Source organism: Paenibacillus sp. LS1, from assembly GCF_026013365.1.
Taxonomy (GTDB): domain Bacteria; phylum Bacillota; class Bacilli; order Paenibacillales; family Paenibacillaceae; genus Paenibacillus.
On record NZ_JAPDOE010000001.1, the window covers coordinates 510,611 to 535,176 of the forward strand.

A 24,566-nucleotide genomic window follows, 5' to 3' on the forward strand; every position below is an offset into this window, starting at 1 on the left:
TTATTGTTCTCCTCCGTTTATGATAGATGCATGAACACAAATTGGAGGAAAAATGATGAAAAAAAGACTGACAACGATTCTGGCAACTGTTCTCTCACTGACCATGCTCTCTGCCTGTAGTAGCACTAATAGCGGGACTTCCACACAGGAGGGAATTCCAAAAACTTCCAATAACGTTGCTTCCGCACAGAATGAGTTTCCAAAACCGATGGGAAGTTATACGGTCGGGCGTACACAGATGGACTTCAAGTACACAGCATCCAACCATTCAGAAAGAGAACTGACAGCATTATTTTTCTATCCGTCCGACAGCAATGAGGGCAAGCCAACGGCAGAGTATGCATTTCCAGAGTTTCATTCACTGAGAGATGAGCTTCTAGTTAAATTAGGGGGTACAGCGGGTGGTGAGCAGCTGTTTGATTCCAATTTCAAGACATGGTCTTACGACGATCTGGACTTGTCTGAAAAGGAAAAACAGTATCCGGTTTTATTCTTTGTTCATGGCGCAGGCGCTTACCCGCAACAAGGTACTTTGTTCGCTCAAGACCTGGCAAGCGCCGGCTACATTGTGGTATCCATCGGTCATGCCGAAAGTGGTGTGTACAAACTTAAAGATGGACGAACGGTTGGGTTGTCAGATGAATTTATGGACGAAGTAACGAAATACGGAATGGAAGCGGCCACCCTAACTCCACCTGAAATTGTGACAGAGAAGCTTGAGGAAGAAGAAGCTATTGAGATTGCTCGCAAATTAACTTCGGCGCCTGAAGCAGTCAAGTTTGCAAAATATGCCGTTTTACAGAGCGAGGATATTCGATATGTTGCAGATAATTTATACAAAATGAATACAGGTGACATGGAATCCATGTTTAAAGGTAGATTGCAGCTTGACCTCGGTATGGGTGTGTTCGGACATTCTTTCGGAGGAACGACAGCAGCGATTGTTAGCCGTGACGATGACCGATTTGTCGGCGCTGTGAATCTAGACGGTAATATGTTAGGTGCCCTGGATAGCGATTTTAAGAAACCCTTCATGCAGCTCAGCACCGTGCTTGCCTATAATACGAATGCATTTCTGCTTGAATCCAACAGCAAGGACACCTATTTTGCCATTATTGATAATGTAGTCCATGGTGACTTCTCCGATTCCTTGTTTACAACTACGGATAAAGCAGCCAGAGGAACCCGGGACGCGATGGAACAGCGCAACATTATCACTTCTTATACAAAGGCGTTCTTTGATAAATATATGTTGAAAAAGGATACGGATATTGACAGCCTTACCTTTGACGGCGTAGAGATGATTAAAAAACCTTAAAAGCCTTAGCATTGATTGGCCTGGAGTTTGGAAAGGGTAACGAGAGAAGAGGGCGGACGGATATAACCGCACGAGATTTAACTCCGGACTCTTGAAACCAAAATGTAAAAAGACCTTACGTTTACTTTGAAACGTTAAGGTCTTTCTATCATCCAACAGATTCGAGATCATAAATCATACTTGTTACCCACATAATGAAAAGAGTGAATATGCGTTTTGGTGAGTTCAATCACGTTCTTGATAAATGACTCACGTGACTCACGATATCCGCTTAATATCCAATTGTTCAATAGTCCAAAAAAACCGTATGCTGTATAGTACTTAAAATAATCCATGTTAACTGGGGAGTTGTTGATCGTCTCAAAGACAAATTGCTCCTGATAGATTTTGAGTATGGTTTGTGGAAAGCCTGTATGCAGACCAGGTAACGTATCATCGTACTGAATCAGTTCGAAGAAGTCACGATGTTCGTATATATAATCCACGATTTGAAAAGATTCGACATCAAGCTTGTTTGTTAAGACCTTTTGACCATGCCAATAGGGTTTACCTACGGCGCACCTCAATCCTTCGAGTGTCATACTCAGCAATTCTTCGGCGAGAATGTACTTATCCTGATAGTGTAAATAAAATGTACTGCGATTATAACCCGCCTGATCAACGATGTCTTTGACAGAAACACCATGGAAGCCTTTCTTCTTAATGAGCTGAATCAGAGCAGTTTTTAGATGTTCCTTGGTTCGATTACGATGTTGAGTTGTCACAATAAGTTCATCATTCATTCAAAAAAACTCCTATAAATATAGACATAGTTTTATAAAGTGTCTACGAGGTAGACACTTGGTCATATCTTAATGATTGGATTGTTACAATTTTAAGCATAGAATTAGTTTTGTAAACATCATATAGCACTATTTATATAGGCGCTATTCAAAATATTATACTGGGGGATTTATTTATGGGCAAACTTCAAGATAAAGTTGCAGTCATCACAGGAGGAGCATCCGGGATTGGTGCAGCGACAGCTCGCTTATTCGTTTCCGAAGGAGCTAAAGTGGTTTTGGTGGATCTGAATGAAGAAAAAGGCAAGGCGTTCGAGCAGGAACTGAAAGCGCTTAAAGCAGAGGCGCTCTTTATTAAAGCAAACATAACGAGTGAAGAAGAGGTTTCTGAGATTTTTAAACAAACCGTAGAAGCATACGGTCAAGTGGATATCGTATTCAACAATGCAGGAATTGGACGTGTTCATCCGACCCATGAGCTTGACTATGCCGAATGGCGCAATACAGTCAATGTTGACCTGGACGGCGTATTCTTGGTCGCTCGTGAATCGATCCGCGAAATGCTGAAAATTGGCGGGGGCACCATCGTCAACACGGCGTCCATGTACGGATGGGTTGGATCGCCTGGTTCAGCAGCCTACAATGCAGCTAAAGGCGGCGTTGTGAACCTGACTCGTTCGCTCGCACTCGAGTATGCTGAGCAAAATATTCGGGTGAACTCCCTTTGCCCAGGCTTTATCGATACACCGATTATCCCGGAAGAGAGCAAGCAAGCACTTTCTGCGGCAACACCGATGAAACGTCTTGGTCAAGCAGAAGAGATGGCGAAAGCCGTTCTGTTCCTAGCTAGTGACGATTCTTCATATATGACAGGAAATAGTCTGATCGTAGACGGAGGATACACCGCTCAATAAGAGCAGCGTTGTCGAAGTACAAGAACGTAGTCCCATTGAAAGTCGCTATTATTATAGCGGCTTTTTTTTATTTTATCGGAAAAAGTGTAGCTCCCGCACAAAGACAACTAGCACACAGCGAGTTTGGCTATTCATAATAAATGGCCTCGTACGGAAATTCTAACTTATTCATGCGATATTCTTTGGGAGACATGGACATATATTGCCGAAAAACTTTGCCGAAATAGCTGGGACTATCAAAGCCGCAATGTTGGCCAATCTGGGAAATCGGAAGTTCGGTCGTGCGGAGTAGTCGGATTGCAACTTCAATTCGTCTGTCTTTGAGATAGGCTAGCGGTGAAGTTTTCTCGGATTTCTGAAATAACCTGCACAAGTAATGTTTATTGATATCACAATGGGTGGCGAGCAAATCCAGCGTCAATGGAGATGCATAATTCTCTCGGATGAACTTTTTACATTTCTCAATCGTTGTTATGGATAGGGCGCCGATATCCTTCTCCGCATCCCGACTCGTCTGTACCAGTATAAGCAACCACCGATAGACTTGCATGGACAAGCGATACTTGTCCGTAACCTTCTCTTGATGAATCAAATGGATAATTTGCCATAATTCTTGAATCAAGGGAGAGTCCGCGTTTCGTCGTATGACATGTCCCTCAGTATCATGGATCATATCCCAGATTCGATTGGCTTCATCCCCGCGAATGTTTATCCATATAAATTCCCATGGTTCGTTGTTCTCTTGTTTATAGTAATAGCAATGTTCTCCGGAGATTTTAACAAATAGGGCGTGTCCCTTTGGTAAAGGAATCGTTTGATTTTCAATATCCAGATAACCCTGACCATTAAGCGTGTATTGAAAAACCACGTGCCCCGGGTCCGGTCTATCATCACTTGGACAACGGTATTCCTCGCTAGAAACGATCTGCCATCCAATAGAGTCAAGTGTCATGATTGATGTATCGTCATTCCGAAAAGCATAAGAAACCGTATGAACCATCGTTTCATCTCCTTCCTAAAAAAGTCAATTATATTATATAATACGTCACATTTTTTAGATTGTCTGTCTTTTTTTAGACCTGTAAGATAAATGTAAGCGGTAACATAAAGAGGAGGTGGCTGTAAATTGTGTTCATTTGACAACAAACAGGGCAGGATCGAACTGATGATTCTAAAAATGAATTCTTAGATAAGGAGGAGTTAATCGAATGATCCGAAGAACTGTTTCCATCCAGAAATCGATGTTTGTCTCTTTTTTAGCACTCCTTATGGTTATTTCACTGGCTGTTCCTCCAGCGCCGATACGTGCAGAGTCATCAAGTAGCCAGCCGGGTCGCCAAGCTGAATATCTTAACCGGGGTTTGGTTGCGGTTCTTGTAGACAACGGCGTTTTTTTAAGCTGGAGGTATTTGAACAATGATCCGGATAATATCGCTTTCAATATATATAAAAATGGAACCAAAGTGAACACGTCGCCCATAAGCGATGTGACAAACTATGTAGACACCACTGGTTTCGACAGCTCACAATATCAGATCTCCACCGTTATTGCTGGCAAGGAGCAAATGCAGCCGGAGGTTGCATCGGTCTGGCATAACGATTATCTGCCTATCCCGCTGGATAAACCAGCCGACGGACGGACCAAAGACGGTGGAACCTATACGTATTATGCAGGTGACGCTTCCGTAGCTGACTTGGACGGCGACGGTGAATATGAAATCGTATTCCTGTGGAGTCCGAGCAATTCCAAGGACAATTCGCAGGCAGGTTATACCGGCAATGTGTATATCGATGCCATCAAACTGGACGGCACCAAGCTGTGGAGGATTGACCTGGGAGTCAACATCCGCGCCGGAGCACATTATACGCAGTTAATGGTGTATGATCTCGATGGCGATGGAAAAGCCGAGGTGGTTGTCAAGACGGCTGACGGCACTAAGGACGGCCAAGGCACGGTCATTGGTGACGGCACTAAGGATTATCGCAACGAAGGCGGATACATACTGTCAGGACCGGAATATCTCACGTTGTTTGATGGTGAGACCGGAGCGGCCGTATCCACGGTGGACTATGATCCACCAAGAGGCAACGTCAGCGATTGGGGTGATGGCTACGGCAACCGTGTAGACCGGTTCCTCGGCGCGATTGCTTATCTGGATGGCACGAAGCCAAGTGTCGTGATGAGCCGGGGTTATTATACCCGCACAGTACTTGTTGCTTATGATTATGTTGGCGGGGAACTCGTCAAGCGCTGGACGTTCGATACAAACGAAGCAGGATCACAATACCAATCACAGGGCAACCATAATCTAAGTGTGCTGGATGCCGACAATGACGGCAAGGACGAAATCATGTTTGGCGCCTTGGCCATTGACGATGACGGCAGCTTATTGTACAGCACCGGACTCGGTCATGGCGATGCCATGCACGCCGGCCAGCTCGATCCGAACCGGGATGGCTACCAGGTCGTAAGCGTACATGAGCATTCGGATGCGGCATATGGACTGGAGATGCGCGATGCGGCAACAGGTGAAATTCTCTGGGGTGAGAAAACAGGTTTTGACACCGGTCGCGGCATGTCAGCGGACATTGATCCGAACTATCCGGGCTACGAATCATGGGCCACAACCATTACCAACGGGCAAAGTGTCCCTGTAACCAATACCTACTCAGCTGCCGGAGAGGCTATCTACACTGCGGAAGAAGGACCCAAAACTGCCAATTTTGCGATCTGGTGGGATGGAGATCTTCAGCGGGAGCTGTTTGACCATGAGTGGGATAACAGCACAGCCAAAGGAATTCCACTCATTTATAAATGGGATTACGAAAACAAAAAGCTGGATGAAATCTTCCGAGCAACCGGTACGTTAACGAACAACCATACCAAAGGCAATCCGGCGCTTCAAGCGGATATTCTGGGTGACTGGCGTGAGGAGATTCTGCTGCGGAGCGAAGATAGCTCGGAGTATCGTCTCTACACAACGACCATTCCTTCAGACTATCGCATCCCTACGCTGATGCAGGACCCTGTGTACCGACTTGGCGTAGCTTGGCAAAATGTAGCCTACAACCAGCCGCCTCATACCGGCTTTTATCTTGGAGCGGAAGCTACAGCATTCCCTAAAGCCGATCTCGCGCTGACCCGCGAAGCAGAAATGCCGGAGCCGGTTTACCGCTTTGATTTCGGTACAGAGACAGCGTCGGGAAATACAGCTATACAGGACACTCTTTACAACCAAGAGACGGGGTACGGATTCAAGGATACAAGCGGTGTTACCGTAGGAGAAAATGAGGTTTCGGTTGCGACAGGTACAACATTTGCTGTTGACCTGCCCAATGCCAACTACAAGGTGACGCTACGATTAGGCAATGATGCGCATGACTCGAACGTCGGGGTCAAATCCGAATTCGTCCAGAAGATCGCCGTAACCAATGTGACAGCGGGAACACCGCTAGAGTATTCCTATAATGTTGCATTGGTAGATGGACAGCTCGATTTTCTATTCACGGGTACAGCCATAGACATCCAAGACGTTATCATCGAGAAATATCCAGAGAAAGCGGCTGGTGCGGCAACGACGATCTATATGGCCGGTGATTCAACCATGCAATCTTACAGTGAAATACAGGCTCCTCAAGAAGGATGGGGGCAGCAGTTCGGACGTTATTTCTCCAATGGAGCAGTGATCGTGAACGATGCGATCGGTGGTCGAAGCAGTAAATCCTTTATGGTAGACGGTCGTTTGGATACGATCCTGCAGCGAATTAAGCCGGGGGACTTCTTCTTCATTTCCTTTGGTCATAACGACGCCAGTGCAGGGATACCGGACAGGTACGCGTCACCAGAAGACTATAAGATCTACTTGGCTCGTTATGTAAACGGTGCCAAACAGCGCGGCGCTACACCGGTATTGCTCACTCCGGTTGGACGCAGAGATTTCAACACGGTGACTCAAGAATTCAACGTCAGCTTCCCCGCCTATGTGCAGGCAGCCAAAGAAGTGGCGGCGGAGCTTAATGTGCCGCTGATTGATCTCAGCAAGCTAAGTATTGCGTACTATGACAAAATTGGTAATACAGCTACGGAGAAAGTGTTCCTTTATGCTAATCCGGGTGAATATCCAAAATACCCGAATGGGATCAACGATAATACGCATTTCAGCAGCTATGGTGCGCAGAAAATTGCCGGACTCGTTGCCGGTGCGGTCAAAGACTTGGAGCTGAGCATTTCATCGCTGGTCATTGACCCGGATATTACCGAACCTGAGCCTGAGCCGGAAATCCAGCTCTATGAGGAGGATTTTGAAGGCGATGCTGCCAACTACCAGTATGCGATGGTCAATGCCACGGGTATTGCAGGAACCATGACCGGAACGGTAGTTGAAAAATCCGGAAATAAGGTACTTTCCGTCGCGGGTTCCGGATCGGGCAATCGGGCCAAAGTGTTCCGTCTGTTCGATGCCGTGAACGGCGATCAGGTGAACGTGAACTTTGACTGGCAATCCGGTAATGTGAGTGCCTATCCATCAGAAGGTCATCTCACGGTTCAGGATTCGAACGAAAATGCCCTGTTCACGCTGTTTACGAAAACTGGAAGCACCAAAATTCATTATTTTGTCGGTGCATATAATCCGGATTACGGCACAGGTGATACAGCCATACCTGAAGGGGGAACGGCTACAGATATTTCCAAGAACCAGTGGGTCAATGTGGATGCTACCGTTAATTTTGCCGAGAAAACACTTGATCTGACATTAACGAACCTAGCGGATCCGACAGTTACACAAACGATTGCAGATATCTCACTGAGTTCCGCCGCATATGCGGACAATGTCAGATCCATGCGGTTCCTGGGAACGAGAAAAGGCGGTGGAGGCACGTTGAACTGGACTACCCAGATCGACAACGTGCGAATTGAAGGCACGCAGCTCTCTTCGGAGGGTGGCGATCAGACTGCATTGATCACTCTGTGTGATGAGATCAAAGCACTAGATCTGTCGGATTATACAGATGCATCGAAGGCCGTAGTGAACCGGGCTTTGGCAGCTGCGGAAGCCATTTTCAATACGGAAGCTACCCAAGCTCAAGTTGACCATGCGTTTAACATGTTAACTGTCGCGAAGGATTCATTGACAACTGAACCGGACGAAGAGATTAACGAATACAAATTCGACTTTGGTTCTGGCGGCGCAGCCGACGAATACATCAAAGTCGATGCCAAAAGAGCGTACATCGAAGGCAATGGGTATGGCTTTGCTGATACTGCGCTGACCAAAGATGAGAACAGGGAAACTGGAGATTTGCTCAAAGAGGATTTCACACGGGTAAACGGCACCTCCTTCCTGGTGGAAATGGAGCCGGCTAATTACCGGGTAACGATGACCATCGGGGATGCGGAGGAATCGACCAGCGCGAATGTCGTTGTAGAGCAGATGACCAAGCTGCCGCTTACAAGCATTGCCAAGGGCGAATTCAAAGAAATCACGTATGATATTGCCCTGATCGATGGTGTCTTTAACTTCAACTTCACCGGAAATGCACCGAAGATCAATGCGCTGAAGCTGGAGCGTCTGCCAGATCACAGTGCAAGCGATAAACCGGTTATTTATTTGGCTAGCGATTCCACCGTGGCTAATTACGCGGAGAACTATCGTCCGCAAGCGGGCTGGGGCGAAACGTTGGGTGAATATTTTGATCCAAATGAGGTCAGTATTGAAAACCGGGCAGTCGGAGGATTGAGCAGCAAGACCTTCCTGAACGGCGGATATCTCAACAATATTTTGCTCGACATTCATGAAGGTGATTATTTGTTTATGCAGTGGTCTCATAACGACTCCACACCTTCACGTCCAGAGCGTTATCTTACGCCCGAGCAGTTCAAGGTATATTTGAAAGAATACATTAACGGCGCTCTGCAAAGAGGTGCGATTCCGGTTCTGGTCACGCCAGTGAACCGTCGTGATTTTACCGGAGAGGTGCTGAACAAGAGCTTCCCGGAATACGTACAGGCGATGAAAGAAACGGCGCAGGAAACAGACACGCTCATCATCGATCTGAACCAAGCCAGTTGGGAGCATTTCCAGGAGCTTGGCACAGAAGGAACCAAATCGATATTCATGTGGGTAGGTACAACCGAAGACAATACACATTTGCAAATGAACGGTGCAATCAAGGTGTCTGAACTCGTGGCACTACTTGTGAAGGAATTGAATATACCGCTGTCTGACTTTGTTACGCTGGAAGGAGAATCTCCGGAGCAGGAAGCCCCGCATACCACGGCAACTGTACAAGGAGAATCGCAAAACGGCTGGTATACTTCTCCAGCACAAGTAACCTTTACAGCAAGCGATGAAGATTCCGAAATCGAAGGGACCTATTATCAAATCAATGGTGGCGAAACGGTGAGTGGCACACAGTTGACCCTAACTGAAGAAGGTACACATACCATCACCTACTGGAGCGTTGATGTTGACGGTAACAAAGAGAGTGAACAATCTTTGTCCATATCCATTGATCTCGTACCTCCAACCATTGAAATTCAAGGTCAAACCGAGTACACCATTGATCAGCACGTGGAAATTGGCTATACAGCCTCCGATACGGGTTCTGGTGTGGCAGAACCCGAGGGTGTACTCCTGGACACACCGGCCTATACACTGGATCCCGGTCTAAACCAGGTCACGGCAACCGTCTCCGATATGGCTGGCTGGGAACAGACGGTTGAATATAGTTTTGCGGTTATTGCTACGTTCGATAGTCTGATTAATCTGACCAACGCCTTTGCGGATGAATCGATCGATCCTAATGCCGGCGTTCTCGCTGATCAGCTTGCGAACACGATACAACAGGCCAAACAAGCAGCAAACGATCGTGAGGGAGCAAAAGCGCGTCAACTTCTTGCATCCTATGGTAATGACGTTCAGGCAGCTAGAGGAACCGTATTCACGGATGAGCAGGCAATTGTGCTGCTTAAGTGGGAAGAGTGGCTCCATCAGGCAACGCCACTAGCGAACGGGGCCCCTGGCACTCCGGTGTTATCTGATAATAATGGTTATGACACAGGACTCAAAGACGGAGACTATACAGTCACGATGAATCTGTGGTGGGGAAATAACGGCAATCAGTTCAAGCTGTATGAGAATGGAGAATTGATTAAGGATATTTCTCTGGTCGATCAATCCCCATCCGCCCAATCTGTTCAAGTTGATATTACTGGAAAGAAAAATGGCACCTATATCTATACTGGGGAATTGATCAATGCACTGGGCACAACCATGAGCGTCCCGCTGACAGTCATCGTCACGGATGCTTCCCCGGGGCAAGCCGTTCTGTCGAACGACAACTGGGACGGTGACGGCAACTTTAATGTCACCATGAATCTGTGGTGGGGAACAAACGCAACCGAATATGAACTTTACGAAAATGGTGTATTAATTGACACACAATCTCTGCAATCTCATTCGCCTGGTGCACAGGCTGCGGTTACCGCAATCTCTGGAAGGGGACCTGGAATCTACGAGTATGAAGCTGTACTTCGTAATTCTTCAGGGGAAACCAGATCGTACAAATTAAATGTAACGGTTCGCGAGTAGGTTAGGTATATCAAAAGTGCTATTCCTCAACATGTTGAGGCGTAGCACTTTTGTCTTTTTCGAGAATTCGAACGGTACATGTTCTATCCCCAGACTAGGGAGAAAACATTGTATCATCGATTAAGATACCGGTCAGGATGATGCCACCGTTCGGTATGAAAGCGTTTGACTTATTTGAATATCAATCTATAATGATGAAAGGAAATTGGACTTGGACGAGGCCTATGGAGAGAACGATAAACGGCATAGCTGTATGTATATTCACAGCAAGCTTCCATAAGCAGGAGGCTTGCTGTTTCATTTTCAGAAGGAGAATAGGTCCCCATGACACTCAAAAAAAGAATCTTTTTATTGTTCTTTCTCAGTGCGTTTATCCCCTTTATCAGCATATTTGCTATTTCTTACTATACTATTGACTCTATTTTCGCAAATAAGATCGATGATGGCATCCGTAGCAATTTACAGCAGGTGACATCCTCATTGGAGAACTCCATCACCAATCTGAATCACGTTACGCAGCAATTATCTTACAGGGGTACTTTAGGCAAAAAGCTGGATGAATTCTTGAATCCGTCCTCCGATATCTTTGAATTGATTGAGGCCAGAGACGAATTAAAGAGTGAGTTAAGCGTAGTCACGTTTACCAATCCGAATATCGGATTGACCTTATACTATTTCCAGAAAGAAGGCACTACGCAGTTCGGCAACTTTCCGATTAAGGATCATTTTTCTCCTGAGTCTTTGCCGGTGCTCTTCCAAACCTATGGCATTAAGTACTATGGTCCCCACACCAGTATGAACCGATTTGATGACCAACTCGTTCTGTCTGCCATGCGAAAAGTACAACTGTCTGAAAGGAACGACGTTTACATTTATGTAGAATCCGGCTTTCGCCTTACACAGGATATCTTGGGTTACAATCAATACAACGGCGCCTTATCTCATCTCATCCTGGATGGTACAGGAAACATTGTGTACAGTGAAATACCCGAGGCCATGAAGGTCGGGGAGAATTTTTCCAGCTTAACGGTCGATCTTGCCAAGGACGGAATATCCCGCGGGTATCATTGGTTCAAAGAGGATGCCTCACAGAAATGGAGTGTCGTATCTGTCATTTCACAGGCTCAATATCAACAGGAGAAAAACCAGTGGTTGCTTCAAATATTGCTGGTCGCTTTATTTTTCCTGGGCTTTACCGTGTTTCTTGCTTGGCTTCTGTGGAAGATGGTCTACAAACCACTCGGTCTGTTCCATTCGGAAATCAACGGGATGTCCAAAAATCCACAAACGACAGGGAGTCGAGCGCGCACTCAGATTCCCGAATTCGATTTTCTGTTGGGTGAATTTTCGAATATGCAGCATCAAATCGGTGACCTCTTCAAAGAAGTGCAGCAAAAAGAGAAGATTCGTGCAGACCTGGAAGTGGAGAAGCTACTCTATCAGATCAACCCGCACTTTCTAATGAATACGCTGGATACAGTGCACTGGCTGGCCGTCATGAACGGACAAGGGGAGATCGATAAACTGGTGCAGTCCTTGAACAAACTGTTGTATTACAATCTAGGCAAATTAGGGCAAGTATCCACAATGGAAGAGGAAATTGATGCGTTAAGGCAGTATCTGATTTTGCAGCAAATTCGCTATGACTTTGAATTTGACGTTCGCATCACAGCAGATGAACAAGTGCTTCAAATTCCTGTGCCCCGCTTTATTCTGCAACCGCTGGTTGAAAATTCACTATATCATGGACTGAGTGACGAAGGGTTTATTCAAATTGAAGTGACATGCACCTCAACGCTGAACATTATGATCCAAGATAACGGTGCAGGCATGACCGAAGAAACCATTCATAATCTGCTAAACAATCGTGTAGCTGAACATCAAAAAGTCGGAATGGGTATCGGACTCAATTACGTTCACCGCATGTTGAAGGCACAGTACGGGGATCAAGCACAACTGGTGATCGAGAGTGAATTGGGAACAGGGACAAGCATACTGCTCGTATTGCCTATTAAAGGAGAAGATATCTCGTCATGATTAAAGTATTGATTGTAGATGATGATAAGTTGGTACGCAAAGGCATTAGCTCTGCGATGCCATGGAACGATTTCAACATGGAGGTTGTAGGAGAGGCAAGCAACGGTGCGAAAGCACTGGATTTCCTGAAATCCCAACCGGTGGATATGATGTTGACGGATCTTGCGATGCCGGTCATGTCAGGGATTGAACTGATGCGTGCTGCGAGGCAACTCTATCCGGAACTTCATATCGTTGTGTTAACACTGCATCAGGATTTTGATTATATCCAGGAAGCGCTCAGACTCGGAGCCATCGACTATATAGCCAAAGTCCAGCTGGAGAAAGAGCAATTCGAACATGTTCTGCAGCGCATACATACCCGGATTAACGGGTTGACAAACACGATCAGAAAGATGCCTTCGCAGAATGAAATCAATGTCCATTATCCCAATGTGTATGCACTTGTTTCACAGGATCGCAAATCCGAGCATACGTGGCCAATGGATATAACTGCGCATGAAGATGAGATGAGGTGGGAGGTTGAGCGTAATAGCTGCATGTGGGCTGCACCCCCGTCGGAAGAGGATCAACTATTCCATCAATTGAAGGAGTCTCTCCATCAAGTTCCCCATAGTACGTTGTTGGTTTTGTCTGATGTACATGAGCGAACATGGTCACAAATCAAAAACTGGATTATAAATTATACAGAGACGTCTTTATTCTATGCGTACAACCCCAATAACCAAGTCATTGACGTTTCGATGAATGAGGAAGATACATTTTCAAAAGAACCGCAGGATGAAGACATGGACCTTATTAAGCAAAGTTGGTTCCAAACACCCTGGACCCACCATGACAGTTATTACAACCAACTTATGGACCAGTTCAAATCATTACGATTACATAAAGGTCAGTTGATGGGTTTACTTTACTCAATCGTTATGGAATGGAACCACCTGTTTGCCCAAACTTCGCTTGGAAGAATCGCCATGATCCATTCTTTCGATTCCTGGTACGAAGTTGAAGAATGGATCAAACAGACCGCTGCAAGCATTCGCAAGGCGGATGAACAGAGCTCGTATTCGCAGGAAATCGTCGATGCCGTTAAAAAAGCGGTGATGATCGTGCAGCAGGATTTGGAACAGGCCTATACAGCTTCAGGTCTCTCCCAACAACTCAATATCAGCCGAAGTTACTTCAGTCAATGTTTCAAAGATCTGATGGGAAAAACCTTTAATGAGTACTCCCGGTTCATCCGGGTAGAGAAGTCCAAAGAGTATTTGCTCAATACAAACAACACGATTTTCTGGATTGCGGAACGAGTGGGTTATACGGATGAAAAATATTTCAGTCGGATTTTCCGCGAACTGACAGGTCTTCTGCCAAGCGAATATCGGCAGCTAGGTAGAGGAAATAAATAGCCGACAGTTTCCTGTTTTAGGAGCTGCCGGCTTTTGTTTTTGATCGAGACAAGGGGAGATAGACGAATGTCGGTCAGTAGGTAGGATAAATGCTCACAAGTTTACAATGCTTTGTAATACCAATTGAAAACTGTAACCATTTCTCTATCCAAACGGACGTGTAATCCCTATCACGAGGGGTCTTCACTCCATTTTATAATGAAAGCGTAAACATAATTGAACATCAGAATAAAGGGGAATCGAACGAGATGAGAACAAAATGGTCCATGAAAAGCAACCTGTTAACGAAGCGTCTGGCTGTACTATCCATGTCTGCCTTGATGATTGCAACCCTCGCGGCGTGTGGAGACTCTTCCAGTCCTCCTACTGCAGAGGAAGCAGGCAAATATGAGGTAACGCCCGGAGATCCGTTCAGTGCCTATAAAGACGAAATCACCGTAACCATGGGACGGGTGACCACAGCCAATCCAAAACTTCCGGCTGGAGATACTTACGAGAACAACGCGTATACTCGGCTGGTCAAAGAAACGTTTAACGCTCAGATTACAGACCAATTTGAAGCCAATGGTGAAGATTATAGCCGGCAAGTTTCGCTCGCCATTGCATCAGGGGAATTGCCTGACATGATGCGTGTCGATTCCAAAGATGAACTCAAAGAACTGGTGGATAATGATCTGATTGAGGATCTGACAGCCATTTATGATCAATATGCTACGGATGATATCAAGCAGATGTACGATTCCTACGATGGCCGCGCATTAGACAATGCAACGATCGATGGACGTTTGATGGGACTTCCGGCAACTTCCCTCGATTCCGCACCTACGATGGTTTGGGTCCGCCAAGATTGGCTGGACCTGCTGGGAATTCAACTGGATGCAGACGGAGATGGCGCCATCTCGCTCGAAGAAGTGGAGAAAACAGCGCTGGAATTTTTAAAAAGAGATCCTGGCCAATCCGGGAATCCGGTAGGTATTCCGTTTGTGAACACGATGAATACAACGGATTATAATGGTTCTGCCTATACGATGCTGGGTGTAGCCTCAACCGAGGGAGCCTTCCCGCAATATTGGATGAATGGTGAAGATGGCAAAATCGTGTATGGTTCCACGACAGAAGAAACGAAGAAAATGCTGGGCACCATGGCCGATTGGTTCAAAAATGGCATCATTGACCCGCAATTTGGAACCCGCACGTTTGATGATATTACCGCACTCTACGCCAATGGCCAAAGCGGTATTGCTTTTGGACCGTGGCATATTCCAGACTGGGGACTGATCAGCGCGAAACAGATGGATAAAAATGCGAAATTCTCGGCTTATACACTGGAGGATGCAAACGGCAAGGTCAACGTAGCCCATGCCAATCCATCCAATCAGTTTATCGTGGTGAGAAAAGGGTATGAGCACCCTGAACTGGCCGTTAAGATTCTTAATTTGTTCTACGATAAACTGGCCAATGATAAAGATGCCGCAACAACCATGCCTGAAGCTGCCAAGTATCAGGAGACCGGGGTAGACGGATCTACGAGACCTTTTAATATCGAAGTCAACTCGGCTACATCGCTGCTGGATGATTACTCTGACGTTGTTCGCGGGATTAAAGGAGAGATCGGCCTCGACGAGGTTCGCACAACCGAATCGAAAAACAACATCGGAAGCATCAAAACCTATTTGAGCGACATGGATACGGATGATGTGACTGCTTGGTCCAAATATCATTCACGGATCAACGGAGTGGGACTGATCGACAAACTGACACAGGAAAACAAATTTGTCTGGATGACACCTGCTTACTCTGGCACTACACCGAGCATGAAACAGACATGGGCCAATCTGACGAAGTTGGAGCAGGAATCGTTTATCAAAATCATAACGGGTTCAGAACCGCTTGATTACTTCGATACATTCGTCAGCAATTGGAAGAAACAAGGCGGTGATCAAGTTATTCAGGAAATTGAAGACGAGATCGCATCGAAACAATAACATCTATGAACTGTGGCAGGGCTGCGATTCGCAGCCTTTCTTCAACGAAAGGGGTTCGTCCATGAAACAGGGTAACTTGAAAACAAGGGGCCGTCTTGGCCCAGGTGCCATGTACCATATCATGATGCTGCCAGGCATTTTGTTTTTGCTTGTATTCAGCTATGTTCCGATGGTCGGCATTATTACGGCTTTTCAGGACTATATACCGGCCAAGGGCATGTTCGGCTCCGAATTTGTAGGGCTGAAGCATTTTATGTATATGTTCAAGCTGCCGGATATCGCGCAGGTCGTCAGCAATACGTTGGTGATTGCGATTGGCAAGATTCTGCTCGGAACGATGATGGCCATCATTTTTTCCGTTTTGTTAAATGAAATTCGTATTAAATACGTGAAAAAATCCGTGCAGACGATTGTTTATCTACCGCACTTTCTATCCTGGGTTGTCCTAGCATCCGTCGTTGTCAACATGTTCAGCTTGGACGGAATTGTGAATCAAATGTTGGCGTTCTTTGGCCTGGAGAATATTAATTTCCTTGGCAGCAACACCTGGTTCCAGCCACTGATTATAGGAACTGACGTGTGGAAAGAGTTTGGTTACAGTTCCATCGTTTATTTAGCTGCGATTACATCGATTGATCCCGGTCTATACGAAGCGGCAGGAATGGATGGAGCCAGTTGGTGGAGAAAAGTGTGGCATATTACGCTGCCGGGCATGCTCCCCATCATTCTGCTCATGGGTGTAATGAGCCTGACGAATATTTTGAGCGCTGGTTTCGATCAAATCTATAATCTGTATAACCCGGTTGTCTATGAGACGGGCGACATTCTGGATACCTATGTCTATCGGATCGGTCTCGTTGGACGACAGTATAGCTTCGGTACGGCAGTTGGCTTGTTCAAGTCGGTCATCGGCATTGTTTTGCTCATGTCTGCCAACCAGTTGGCCAAAAAATATACGGACCGAAAAATATTCTAAGGAGGCCAAACCTGTGTCCTATTCTGCAAACTTCAAAGAACGAATTGGCCGGTTTGTCATCTATGCCATCGTTATCATGCTGGCATTGGTCTGCCTTCTTCCGTTATGGAATATCGTTGCCATTTCATTCAGCAGCAGCGAGGCGGTAACCGCGAATGCAGTAGGTCTCGTTCCAGTTAATTTCACAACTGCGGCGTATACCAAAATTATCGATGATGCACAGTTCTGGCGTTCCTTTGGCATATCTGTTCTACGTGTTGTGCTTGCCCTTGTGCTTAATATGATTCTGATTATTCTGATGGCTTATCCGTTATCCAAATCGAAGAGGGATTTTAAAGGCAGAAACATTTATATGAATATCATGATTTTTGCCATGTTGTTCAGTGGAGGCATGATTCCAAGTTACCTGCTGATCAAAAATCTGGATATGCTGAATACGATATGGGCACTTGTTCTACCAGGTGCTGTCCCGATATTCAGAGTCATCCTCGTGATGAACTTCTTCTCCGCTGTACCTAAAGCGCTTGAAGAAGCAGCGTTCATCGACGGGGCCAATCCGCTTCAGGTCTTGTTCAAAGTGTATGTTCCCGTGTCTATTCCTGCACTGGCGACCGTCGCCTTATTCAGTATTGTGGGTACATGGAATGACTTTTTCGGTGGTTTGATCTATATGACCAAAGTCAGCAATTATCCGCTAATGACCTATATTCAGTCCCTTAACGTGAATATTGCCGACTTGCTTCAAGCCGGTACAAATTCCAGCGAACTCAGCAACCTGACTGAAATTTCGAACAAAAACCTGAATGCGGCCAAAATCGTAATCGCTGTTATCCCGCTATTGCTGATTTATCCACTGCTGCAAAAATACTTTGTAACTGGCATTGTCGTAGGATCGGTCAAAGAATAACATTAGAAAGGTTGAATGGAACATGGAAAATAAAAAATGGTGGAAAGAAACTGTTGTATATCAAATATATCCACGCAGCTTTCAAGATCATAACGAAGATGGCATCGGCGACTTGAAGGGAATTATCTCGCGATTGGATTATTTACAGGAACTGGGCATTGGTGCAATCTGGTTATCACCTGTTTGCAAGTCCCCTCAAGATGATTACGGATATGATATTTCAGATTATCAGGATATCGATCCGATGTTCGGGTCTTTGGAAGATATGGAAAACTTAATTCACGAAGCCAAGAAAAGAGACATTCGGATCATCATGGATCTGGTGTTGAACCATACATCGGATGAACACCCCTGGTTTCAAGAAGCCAAAAAAGGCAAAGACAATCCGTACCATGACTACTACGTCTGGAGAGATGGCGTGGAAGGAACGCCTCCAAACGACTTGGGGTCCACCTTCGGTGGTTCAGCCTGGGAATGGGTGCCTGAGATCGGGCAGTATTATTTACATCTATTTTCCGTAAAACAGCCAGATCTCAACTGGGAAAACCCAAAAGTCCGGCAGGAAATATACGATATGATCAATTGGTGGATCGACAAGGGTGTTGGTGGTTTTCGACTTGACGTGATCGACTTAATCGGTAAAGAACCGGATTTGAAGATTACGGGAAACGGACCTAATCTGCATAAATACATCAGGGAACTGAGCAAGGAGACCTTTCAGAAAGCGGAAGACCTGCTAACCGTTGGAGAAACATGGGGTGCAACTCCGGAAATCGCCAAACTGTATAGCAACCCGGACGGCAGTGAATTTTCAATGGTATTCCAATTTGAACACATCAGCCTTGATGAACAGGAAGGTAAAGGAAAGTGGGCTCTTAAACCTTTGGATGTGATGGCATTAAAAAAAGTGCTGTCCAAGTGGCAGACGGAGCTCAAAGGAGATGCCTGGAACAGTCTGTTCTGGAACAACCACGATTTGCCTCGAATTGTATCTCGTTGGGGAAATGACGGAAAATTCAGGATCGAATCGGCTAAAATGTTGGCCACCCTTCTTCATGGCATGCAAGGTACGCCTTACATATATCAGGGTGAAGAATTGGGGATGACGAATGTCCAATATGCGATAGAGGATTATCGAGATATAGAATTGCTCAACTTTTATAAGGAAAGAATGGGGAAGGGTTGTCCTGAACAAAGCGTGATGGAGTCAATCTACGCCAAGGGCCGTGATAACGCGCGAACACCTATGCAATGGGATACTTCTGATAACGCAGGTTTTACACGAGGGGAACCTTGGCTTAAGGTGAATCCGAATTATGAGCATATCCATGCCGAGCAATGTTTGAATGACCCTGAATCCATATTCCATTATTACCGGAAGTTAATTCAACTAAGAAAAGATCATGAAGTCATCGTATATGGCGATTATGAGCTGCTCTTTCCAGAGAACCCTGACGTGTTTGCTTATACTCGCACGTTGAACGGTACTACGATTCTTGTGGTATGCAATTTCCAGGAATATACGACCGAATTCCCGCTTCAGGAGCAATTAACAGAATCCAATCAGCTTTTGATATCCAATTATACAGGTGAGCTGTCGGATCGTGAACTGCGTCCATACGAGGCAAGAATGTACCTTATTCATATTTAAAGCATAATACGTAATACGTTATATCATGTTCAGTTCTCAAGAAAGAAGGATTGTATTCAATGAAAAGAGTATGGTGGAAAGAAGCAGTAGCCTATCAGATCTATCCGAGAAGTTTTATGGATTCCAACGGAGATGGAGTTGGTGATATCAAGGGGATCATCTCAAAACTGGATTATATTCAAGATCTCGGTATTGATCTGATATGGATCTGCCCGATGTATAAATCACCAAACGATGATAATGGTTATGACATCAGTGATTACTGTTCCATTATGGATGAATTCGGCACGATGGCGGACTTTGATCAATTACTGCATGAAGTGCATCACCGTGGCATGAAACTCATCATGGATCTAGTAATCAATCATACAAGTGATGAACACCCTTGGTTTATTGAATCCAGAGCTTCGCTGGATAACCCCAAACGGGATTGGTACATCTGGAGAGATGGAAAGAACGGAGATGAGCCGAATAACTGGGAGAGCATCTTTGGCGGTTCTGCTTGGGAATATGATGAAGTCTCCGGACAGTACTATCTCCATCTGTTCTCCAAGAAACAACCAGACTTGAATTGGGCAAATAAAGAAGTTCGGAAATCCATATATGAAATGATGAATTGGTGGCTGGATAAAGGGATTGATGGTTTCCGTGTCGATGCCATTAGCCATATTCACAAAGAAGAGGGTCTCTTGGACATGCCGATCAGAGAAGGCGTCAAATACATCTCTTCTTTTGAAAAGCATATGAATGTCAAAGGAATCCAGAATTATCTGCAAGAAATGAAAGAGAATACATTATCCAGATATGACGTTGTGACTGTTGGGGAAGCGAATGGAGTAAAGGTAGAGGACCAAGAAGATCTGCTGGATTGGATCTGTGAAGTCAGAGGGAAATTTAATATGGTCTTTCAATTCGAACACCTGGACCTTTGGAAAAATAGCACAGACAGGCAACTGGATGTTCCCAAATTGAAAAACGTCTTGACGAAGTGGCAAAAATCACTGGAAGGCGTCGGCTGGAATGCTTTATTTATTGAAAATCATGATCAGCCTCGCAAAGTTTCAATTTGGGGAAATGATACGGAGTATTGGTATGAAAGTGCCACAGCACTTGGAGCCATGTACTTTTTCATGCAAGGCACACCTTTCATATATCAGGGGCAAGAGTTAGGCATGACGAACGTGGCTTTCCCTACGATAGAGGATTATAACGACATAGCCGATCGAAATTTATATCAGATCAAACGCGAAGAGGGGATGTCGCATGAGGAGATCATGAACATCATCTGGGCTTCAAGTCGTGATAACTCCAGAACGCCGATGCAATGGTCTTCAGCGAGCGAGGCCGGATTTACCAACGGTACGCCATGGCTGAAGGTGAATGACAATTACGTCAATATTAATGTAGAGAAACAACTTCAGGAACCACGTTCCATCCTTCACTTTTATAAACAAATGATTCAGCTGCGAAAAGAGCACGATACGTTGACTTATGGGATCTATGAGCTTCTTATGCCTGATCATCCGAGTGTATTTGCTTATACACGTACACTGGCAGACCAACAGGTGCTGGTAGTAAGCAACCTTACTGAACACATCGTGGAGCTTGAGGAAGAGGAGATTGGACTGAACTTCTCAGAAATCTGGCTTACCAACTATGAGAATGGCATGCTGCCAAGGATATTGCGACCATTCGAAACAATTGTTGGTTTAAGCGATAAAGTATAAGTAGCATAGGCAAAAAGGCGTCTTATCATTGTCTGAATGATATAGACGCCTTTTGCTGAGAATATTCGTTTTTGCCCCCGAAGTGTCACCATCAGGATTAATATTCAATTAAACCTGATCATTCTCTTCTAGATAAATAAATGCCTCCTCCAACAGGTGGATCAGCTGATCACTTTGTACTTCACCAAGGTGATGGATCAGCCCTTCAAAGATCGAAGTGTATTTCTCATCCGCCTCGTCCGCACAGGCATTCCCTTTCTCAGTCAATGAGAGAATAGATACCCTATTATCCTTGGGGGAGGTGGAGCGAGATACATAGCCAAGTTGGATCAGATTATTAATCATCTGCGTTACCGTCGGAGAGGTCACCTGCAGCACTCTACTTATTTCAGAGACGGTTGCGGTGTGACTTTCTCCTTTGCGGATGGCGAGTAGAGCACGTACTTCACTAGCTTTTAGTCCCCACACCGTTTTCTTTCTCCAATTCATTCTGGCCATCTTGGAAAACAATTCGACGAATTTGTCGATATTCGGATCTTTCTCTTTCGTATATGTCAAATCTTACACCTCATTTATGTATTTCATTTATTGCTTCATTGTATACAACATCAACCATTCGATTCAATCCCAACACGGATGCTTGAGCTTTTTCGGTATTAGAGTTATAGTATACTATAATTTAATTAGGTTGGTAACCTATATATTTAAAAATGGAGAGTAATCTAATCCCGAAGGAGGATTCATCATGTTTGGAAATCTCAAAGAATTGCCCAAACCAATAGGGAAATACGTCGTTGGTCTGACAGAAATGTCTTTTACGGATGATACAAGAGTGGGTATATTTGAATTTGCTTCAGAAGAGCCGCGACACGTTCCGGTTATGATTTTTTACCCTGCGGACCAGCATTGCGGCAAGCCCCAGTCATCCTATACCTCAAAAGAAGAGGCTGAACATTTCAACAAATCCTCGCGCGGTTTGATTTCTTCCAAAGTCCAACATCTTAAAACACATACTTATCGAGACATTCCACTGTCTGCCGAGTGCGAAAGTTATCCCGTTATATTCTTCAATCATGGTTATTCAAGTCAGATGTCGCAAAATACAGTGTTATGCTCCGATTTAGCCAGTAGCGGTTTCATTGTCGTTTCCATAGGGCACCCGTATGAAGCAAGCATACTGAAGTATCCTGATGGCCACATCGTCAAATCCCATACATCTCTCATTAATGAGTTCAAACAAACCATGAGTCCTGAAATTCAAAAGAAATTCAAAGGCATGAAAAAAAGAGAGTACACAGACGAAGAGATTCTTCCCGCTGCTGCTGATTTTTTTGATTATTTCAAATCCACCAAAATCTGGATCCATGTTCAAATCTGGGCGGACGATAATCAGTTTATCGCAGACAAGCTTGAACAACTGAACGACGGAATCCTGCCATCCCCGCTTCAAGGGAAATTAAACTTTCAAGCCGGCATTGGGGTTACCGGACACTCTTATGGGGGATGTGCTGCAAGTCAGGTATGTCTTGATGATGCTCGTTTTAGCTGCGGGATTAACATCGACGCCCCGACATACGGAGAGTTTTGGGACAAGGATCTGCGTACACCATTCATGGTTATAGGTAGCAAAACGGTAGAGTACCTTGCCAGGACGACTTTCCTGTTGAATTCAGAGGATAGTTATCTCATCACAATCGATCAGACGGAGCATATGGATTTTACGGATTACATCTATTATGCTCGGCAGTTTAAGTATTTGAGATTGCTGGGCAAACGAAAGATGGATCTATTGCGTGATGTAGTGTCTCACTATCATATTTCTTTTTTTGATCATTACTTACGTGATGATCGTAGTGCTGACCTTCTGCAGTTCCGATGGGATGGCGTGCACACACGCAGCAGAATAAAGTAACTTTGTCGAAGGACAATAACGTAATAGAAGGCGTGATTGCTGGGTATGGTTGAGGGGAAAAGAACTAAGCGGTTTTGTCCCACGTTGTGATCAGTGTAGATTTCGAATTATGAAATTTAATGAAGCTTGCCATTCTCCAAATGGCAATATAGGACAGGGCGATTACATTATTCAGGAATCCCAGTGTTTTGGGATCAATGTCTGTGATGAACATGAAGTCAAGAAAGCGGATCGCAAAAATAACAACAATGAACACATAGAGAGATGCACTCCTTTTATAATACATCCCGCCATCTGATTTCCGTTCAAATTGCGTCACCAGAATTAATGGGATCGATAGAATCGCACCTATCGCATTCATAGTAAGCACCTCGTCTGTTTTTGTGTAACCTAAGTATCAAGGATATTTAATTTTTTTATAAGTGAACAAAGTCATTCGTTTGGATGACTTTTGTCATCCCGACAGGATAGAGCAACACAGCTAGAAGTATATTAGTTATCGTTCTTTTCCATGGCAGTGTACTACTTTCGTATGACTACAAGCTCCTATAAATCTCTCTACAATGTTAGATGGGATTGAATTATAGGAGCTTTTTTTGTGCGAAGACAATCAGGATACTTTTATCGGTTGTTGTGCAATGAATGAATACAAGGAGCGATTATCAGTGAAACAAACGGTTACAAATAAAGTGACAGGTGAGCAAATTACGTTTATAGAGACGGCAAAAGATACGAACGGTGAATATTTATTAATTGAAGTCGCACTTCCACCACGGGGCAAAGGTCCCCCCCTACATATTCATGATCACTTCGAAGAGGAATTTGAAGTGATCGCTGGTACGCTCACAGTTACCTTGGGTAAAACAAAGCACTTGTTAGAGACTGGAGAACGTTGCATTGCCCCGCTCAGAACGCCACATACATTTACAAACGATCACGATTATCCTGTTGTATTTCGCGTTCGATTAACGCCACCAAGCAAGTTCGAGCAATCCGTACGCATTCATTACGGGCTTATGCACGATGGATTAACCGATGAGAAGGGCAATCCTAGATCTCTCGCCCATACCGCTTTAGTATTAACATTACAAAACACACTGATCATTGGTATTCCACTGTGGCTGCAACGCTGCCTCTTTGGACTAATCATCAAGCGTGCCCGCAAAAAAGGCATTTATGCATCGCTAGAAAAGTATACCGGACAGGAAGTCTGAATAGATAAACGATGAAGAGTTGACGGTTTTCAACAACTATTGAAGAACTAATCGAGTTGATCCAATAACACTGATCACAGATTACTAGAGCAAGAATTAATAACATTACAATAAAAGGCGTTTGCTCAGAAATTGAGCAAACGCCTTT

Annotated in this window: 16 protein-coding genes; 12 read left to right on the plus strand and 4 right to left on the minus strand. The window is 44.9% G+C overall.

Annotation, left to right across the window (positions count from 1 at the left end):
- The first annotated feature begins 52 nt into the window (after positions 1–52).
- On the plus strand, positions 53–1,318 hold the full coding sequence (locus OM416_RS02105; RefSeq protein WP_264926548.1) for a choline esterase: 1,266 nt from the start codon (positions 53–55) through the stop codon (positions 1,316–1,318).
- Positions 1,319–1,485: 167 nt separating this feature from the next.
- Here the strand turns inward: OM416_RS02105 and OM416_RS02110 are convergent, their stop codons facing one another.
- Positions 1,486–2,100 carry a TetR/AcrR family transcriptional regulator gene (locus OM416_RS02110; RefSeq protein ID WP_264926551.1) on the minus strand — a complete coding sequence of 205 codons (615 nt, stop codon included), beginning with the start codon at positions 2,098–2,100 and terminating at the stop codon, positions 1,486–1,488.
- 176 nt (positions 2,101–2,276) lie between these two features.
- Here OM416_RS02110 and OM416_RS02115 point away from each other — a divergent pair, with 176 nt between their 5' ends.
- Positions 2,277–3,014, plus strand: a complete 738-nt coding sequence (locus tag OM416_RS02115) for an SDR family NAD(P)-dependent oxidoreductase (protein ID WP_264926553.1) — start codon at positions 2,277–2,279, stop codon at positions 3,012–3,014.
- A gap of 127 nt (positions 3,015–3,141) precedes the next feature.
- On the opposite strand, the gene OM416_RS02120 is transcribed toward OM416_RS02115, so the two are convergent.
- The gene (locus tag OM416_RS02120) at positions 3,142–4,014 is read right to left on the minus strand and encodes a helix-turn-helix transcriptional regulator (RefSeq protein ID WP_264926556.1); all 873 of its coding nucleotides are present in this window, start codon (positions 4,012–4,014) and stop codon (positions 3,142–3,144) included.
- A gap of 208 nt (positions 4,015–4,222) precedes the next feature.
- Between OM416_RS02120 and OM416_RS02125 the strand changes: the two genes are divergently transcribed.
- The 8 genes from OM416_RS02125 (at position 4,223) to OM416_RS02160 (ending at position 21,292) form a co-directional block, all read left to right on the plus strand.
- Entirely contained in the window at positions 4,223–10,606 is a 6,384-nt protein-coding gene (locus OM416_RS02125; RefSeq protein ID WP_264926558.1) for a GDSL-type esterase/lipase family protein, read from the plus strand.
- 324 nt (positions 10,607–10,930) lie between these two features.
- Complete coding sequence (locus tag OM416_RS02130; protein ID WP_264926560.1) at positions 10,931–12,643, plus strand: sensor histidine kinase; 1,713 nt, start codon at positions 10,931–10,933, stop codon at positions 12,641–12,643.
- Positions 12,640–14,046: a response regulator transcription factor gene (locus OM416_RS02135; RefSeq protein ID WP_264926562.1), complete on the plus strand. Its 1,407-nt coding sequence runs from the start codon at positions 12,640–12,642 to the stop codon at positions 14,044–14,046. The genes OM416_RS02130 and OM416_RS02135 overlap by 4 nt, the downstream gene beginning before the upstream one ends.
- Positions 14,047–14,294: 248 nt before the next feature.
- Positions 14,295–16,031 (plus strand): extracellular solute-binding protein, encoded by a 1,737-nt coding sequence (locus OM416_RS02140; protein ID WP_264926564.1) that lies wholly within the window; start codon positions 14,295–14,297, stop codon positions 16,029–16,031.
- Positions 16,032–16,092: 61 nt separating this feature from the next.
- The gene (locus OM416_RS02145) at positions 16,093–17,007 is read left to right on the plus strand and encodes an ABC transporter permease (RefSeq protein WP_264926566.1); all 915 of its coding nucleotides are present in this window, start codon (positions 16,093–16,095) and stop codon (positions 17,005–17,007) included.
- Between the two features lie 13 nt (positions 17,008–17,020).
- Complete coding sequence (locus OM416_RS02150; RefSeq protein WP_264926568.1) at positions 17,021–17,914, plus strand: carbohydrate ABC transporter permease; 894 nt, start codon at positions 17,021–17,023, stop codon at positions 17,912–17,914.
- A gap of 22 nt (positions 17,915–17,936) precedes the next feature.
- Positions 17,937–19,565: a glycoside hydrolase family 13 protein gene (locus OM416_RS02155; protein WP_264926570.1), complete on the plus strand. Its 1,629-nt coding sequence runs from the start codon at positions 17,937–17,939 to the stop codon at positions 19,563–19,565.
- Between the two features lie 59 nt (positions 19,566–19,624).
- Positions 19,625–21,292 (plus strand): glycoside hydrolase family 13 protein, encoded by a 1,668-nt coding sequence (locus OM416_RS02160; protein WP_264926572.1) that lies wholly within the window; start codon positions 19,625–19,627, stop codon positions 21,290–21,292.
- 108 nt (positions 21,293–21,400) lie between these two features.
- On the opposite strand, the gene OM416_RS02165 is transcribed toward OM416_RS02160, so the two are convergent.
- Positions 21,401–21,850, minus strand: coding sequence for a MarR family winged helix-turn-helix transcriptional regulator (locus OM416_RS02165; RefSeq protein ID WP_264926573.1), 450 nt, complete (start codon positions 21,848–21,850; stop codon positions 21,401–21,403).
- A gap of 187 nt (positions 21,851–22,037) precedes the next feature.
- Between OM416_RS02165 and OM416_RS02170 the strand changes: the two genes are divergently transcribed.
- Positions 22,038–23,204 (plus strand): alpha/beta hydrolase family protein, encoded by a 1,167-nt coding sequence (locus tag OM416_RS02170; RefSeq protein ID WP_264926574.1) that lies wholly within the window; start codon positions 22,038–22,040, stop codon positions 23,202–23,204.
- 64 nt (positions 23,205–23,268) lie between these two features.
- Here the strand turns inward: OM416_RS02170 and OM416_RS02175 are convergent, their stop codons facing one another.
- Positions 23,269–23,565, minus strand: coding sequence for a cytochrome c biogenesis protein CcdC (locus tag OM416_RS02175; protein WP_264926575.1), 297 nt, complete (start codon positions 23,563–23,565; stop codon positions 23,269–23,271).
- A gap of 304 nt (positions 23,566–23,869) precedes the next feature.
- Here OM416_RS02175 and OM416_RS02180 point away from each other — a divergent pair, with 304 nt between their 5' ends.
- Positions 23,870–24,418 carry a cupin domain-containing protein gene (locus tag OM416_RS02180; RefSeq protein ID WP_264926578.1) on the plus strand — a complete coding sequence of 183 codons (549 nt, stop codon included), beginning with the start codon at positions 23,870–23,872 and terminating at the stop codon, positions 24,416–24,418.
- Positions 24,419–24,566: the final 148 nt, after the last annotated feature.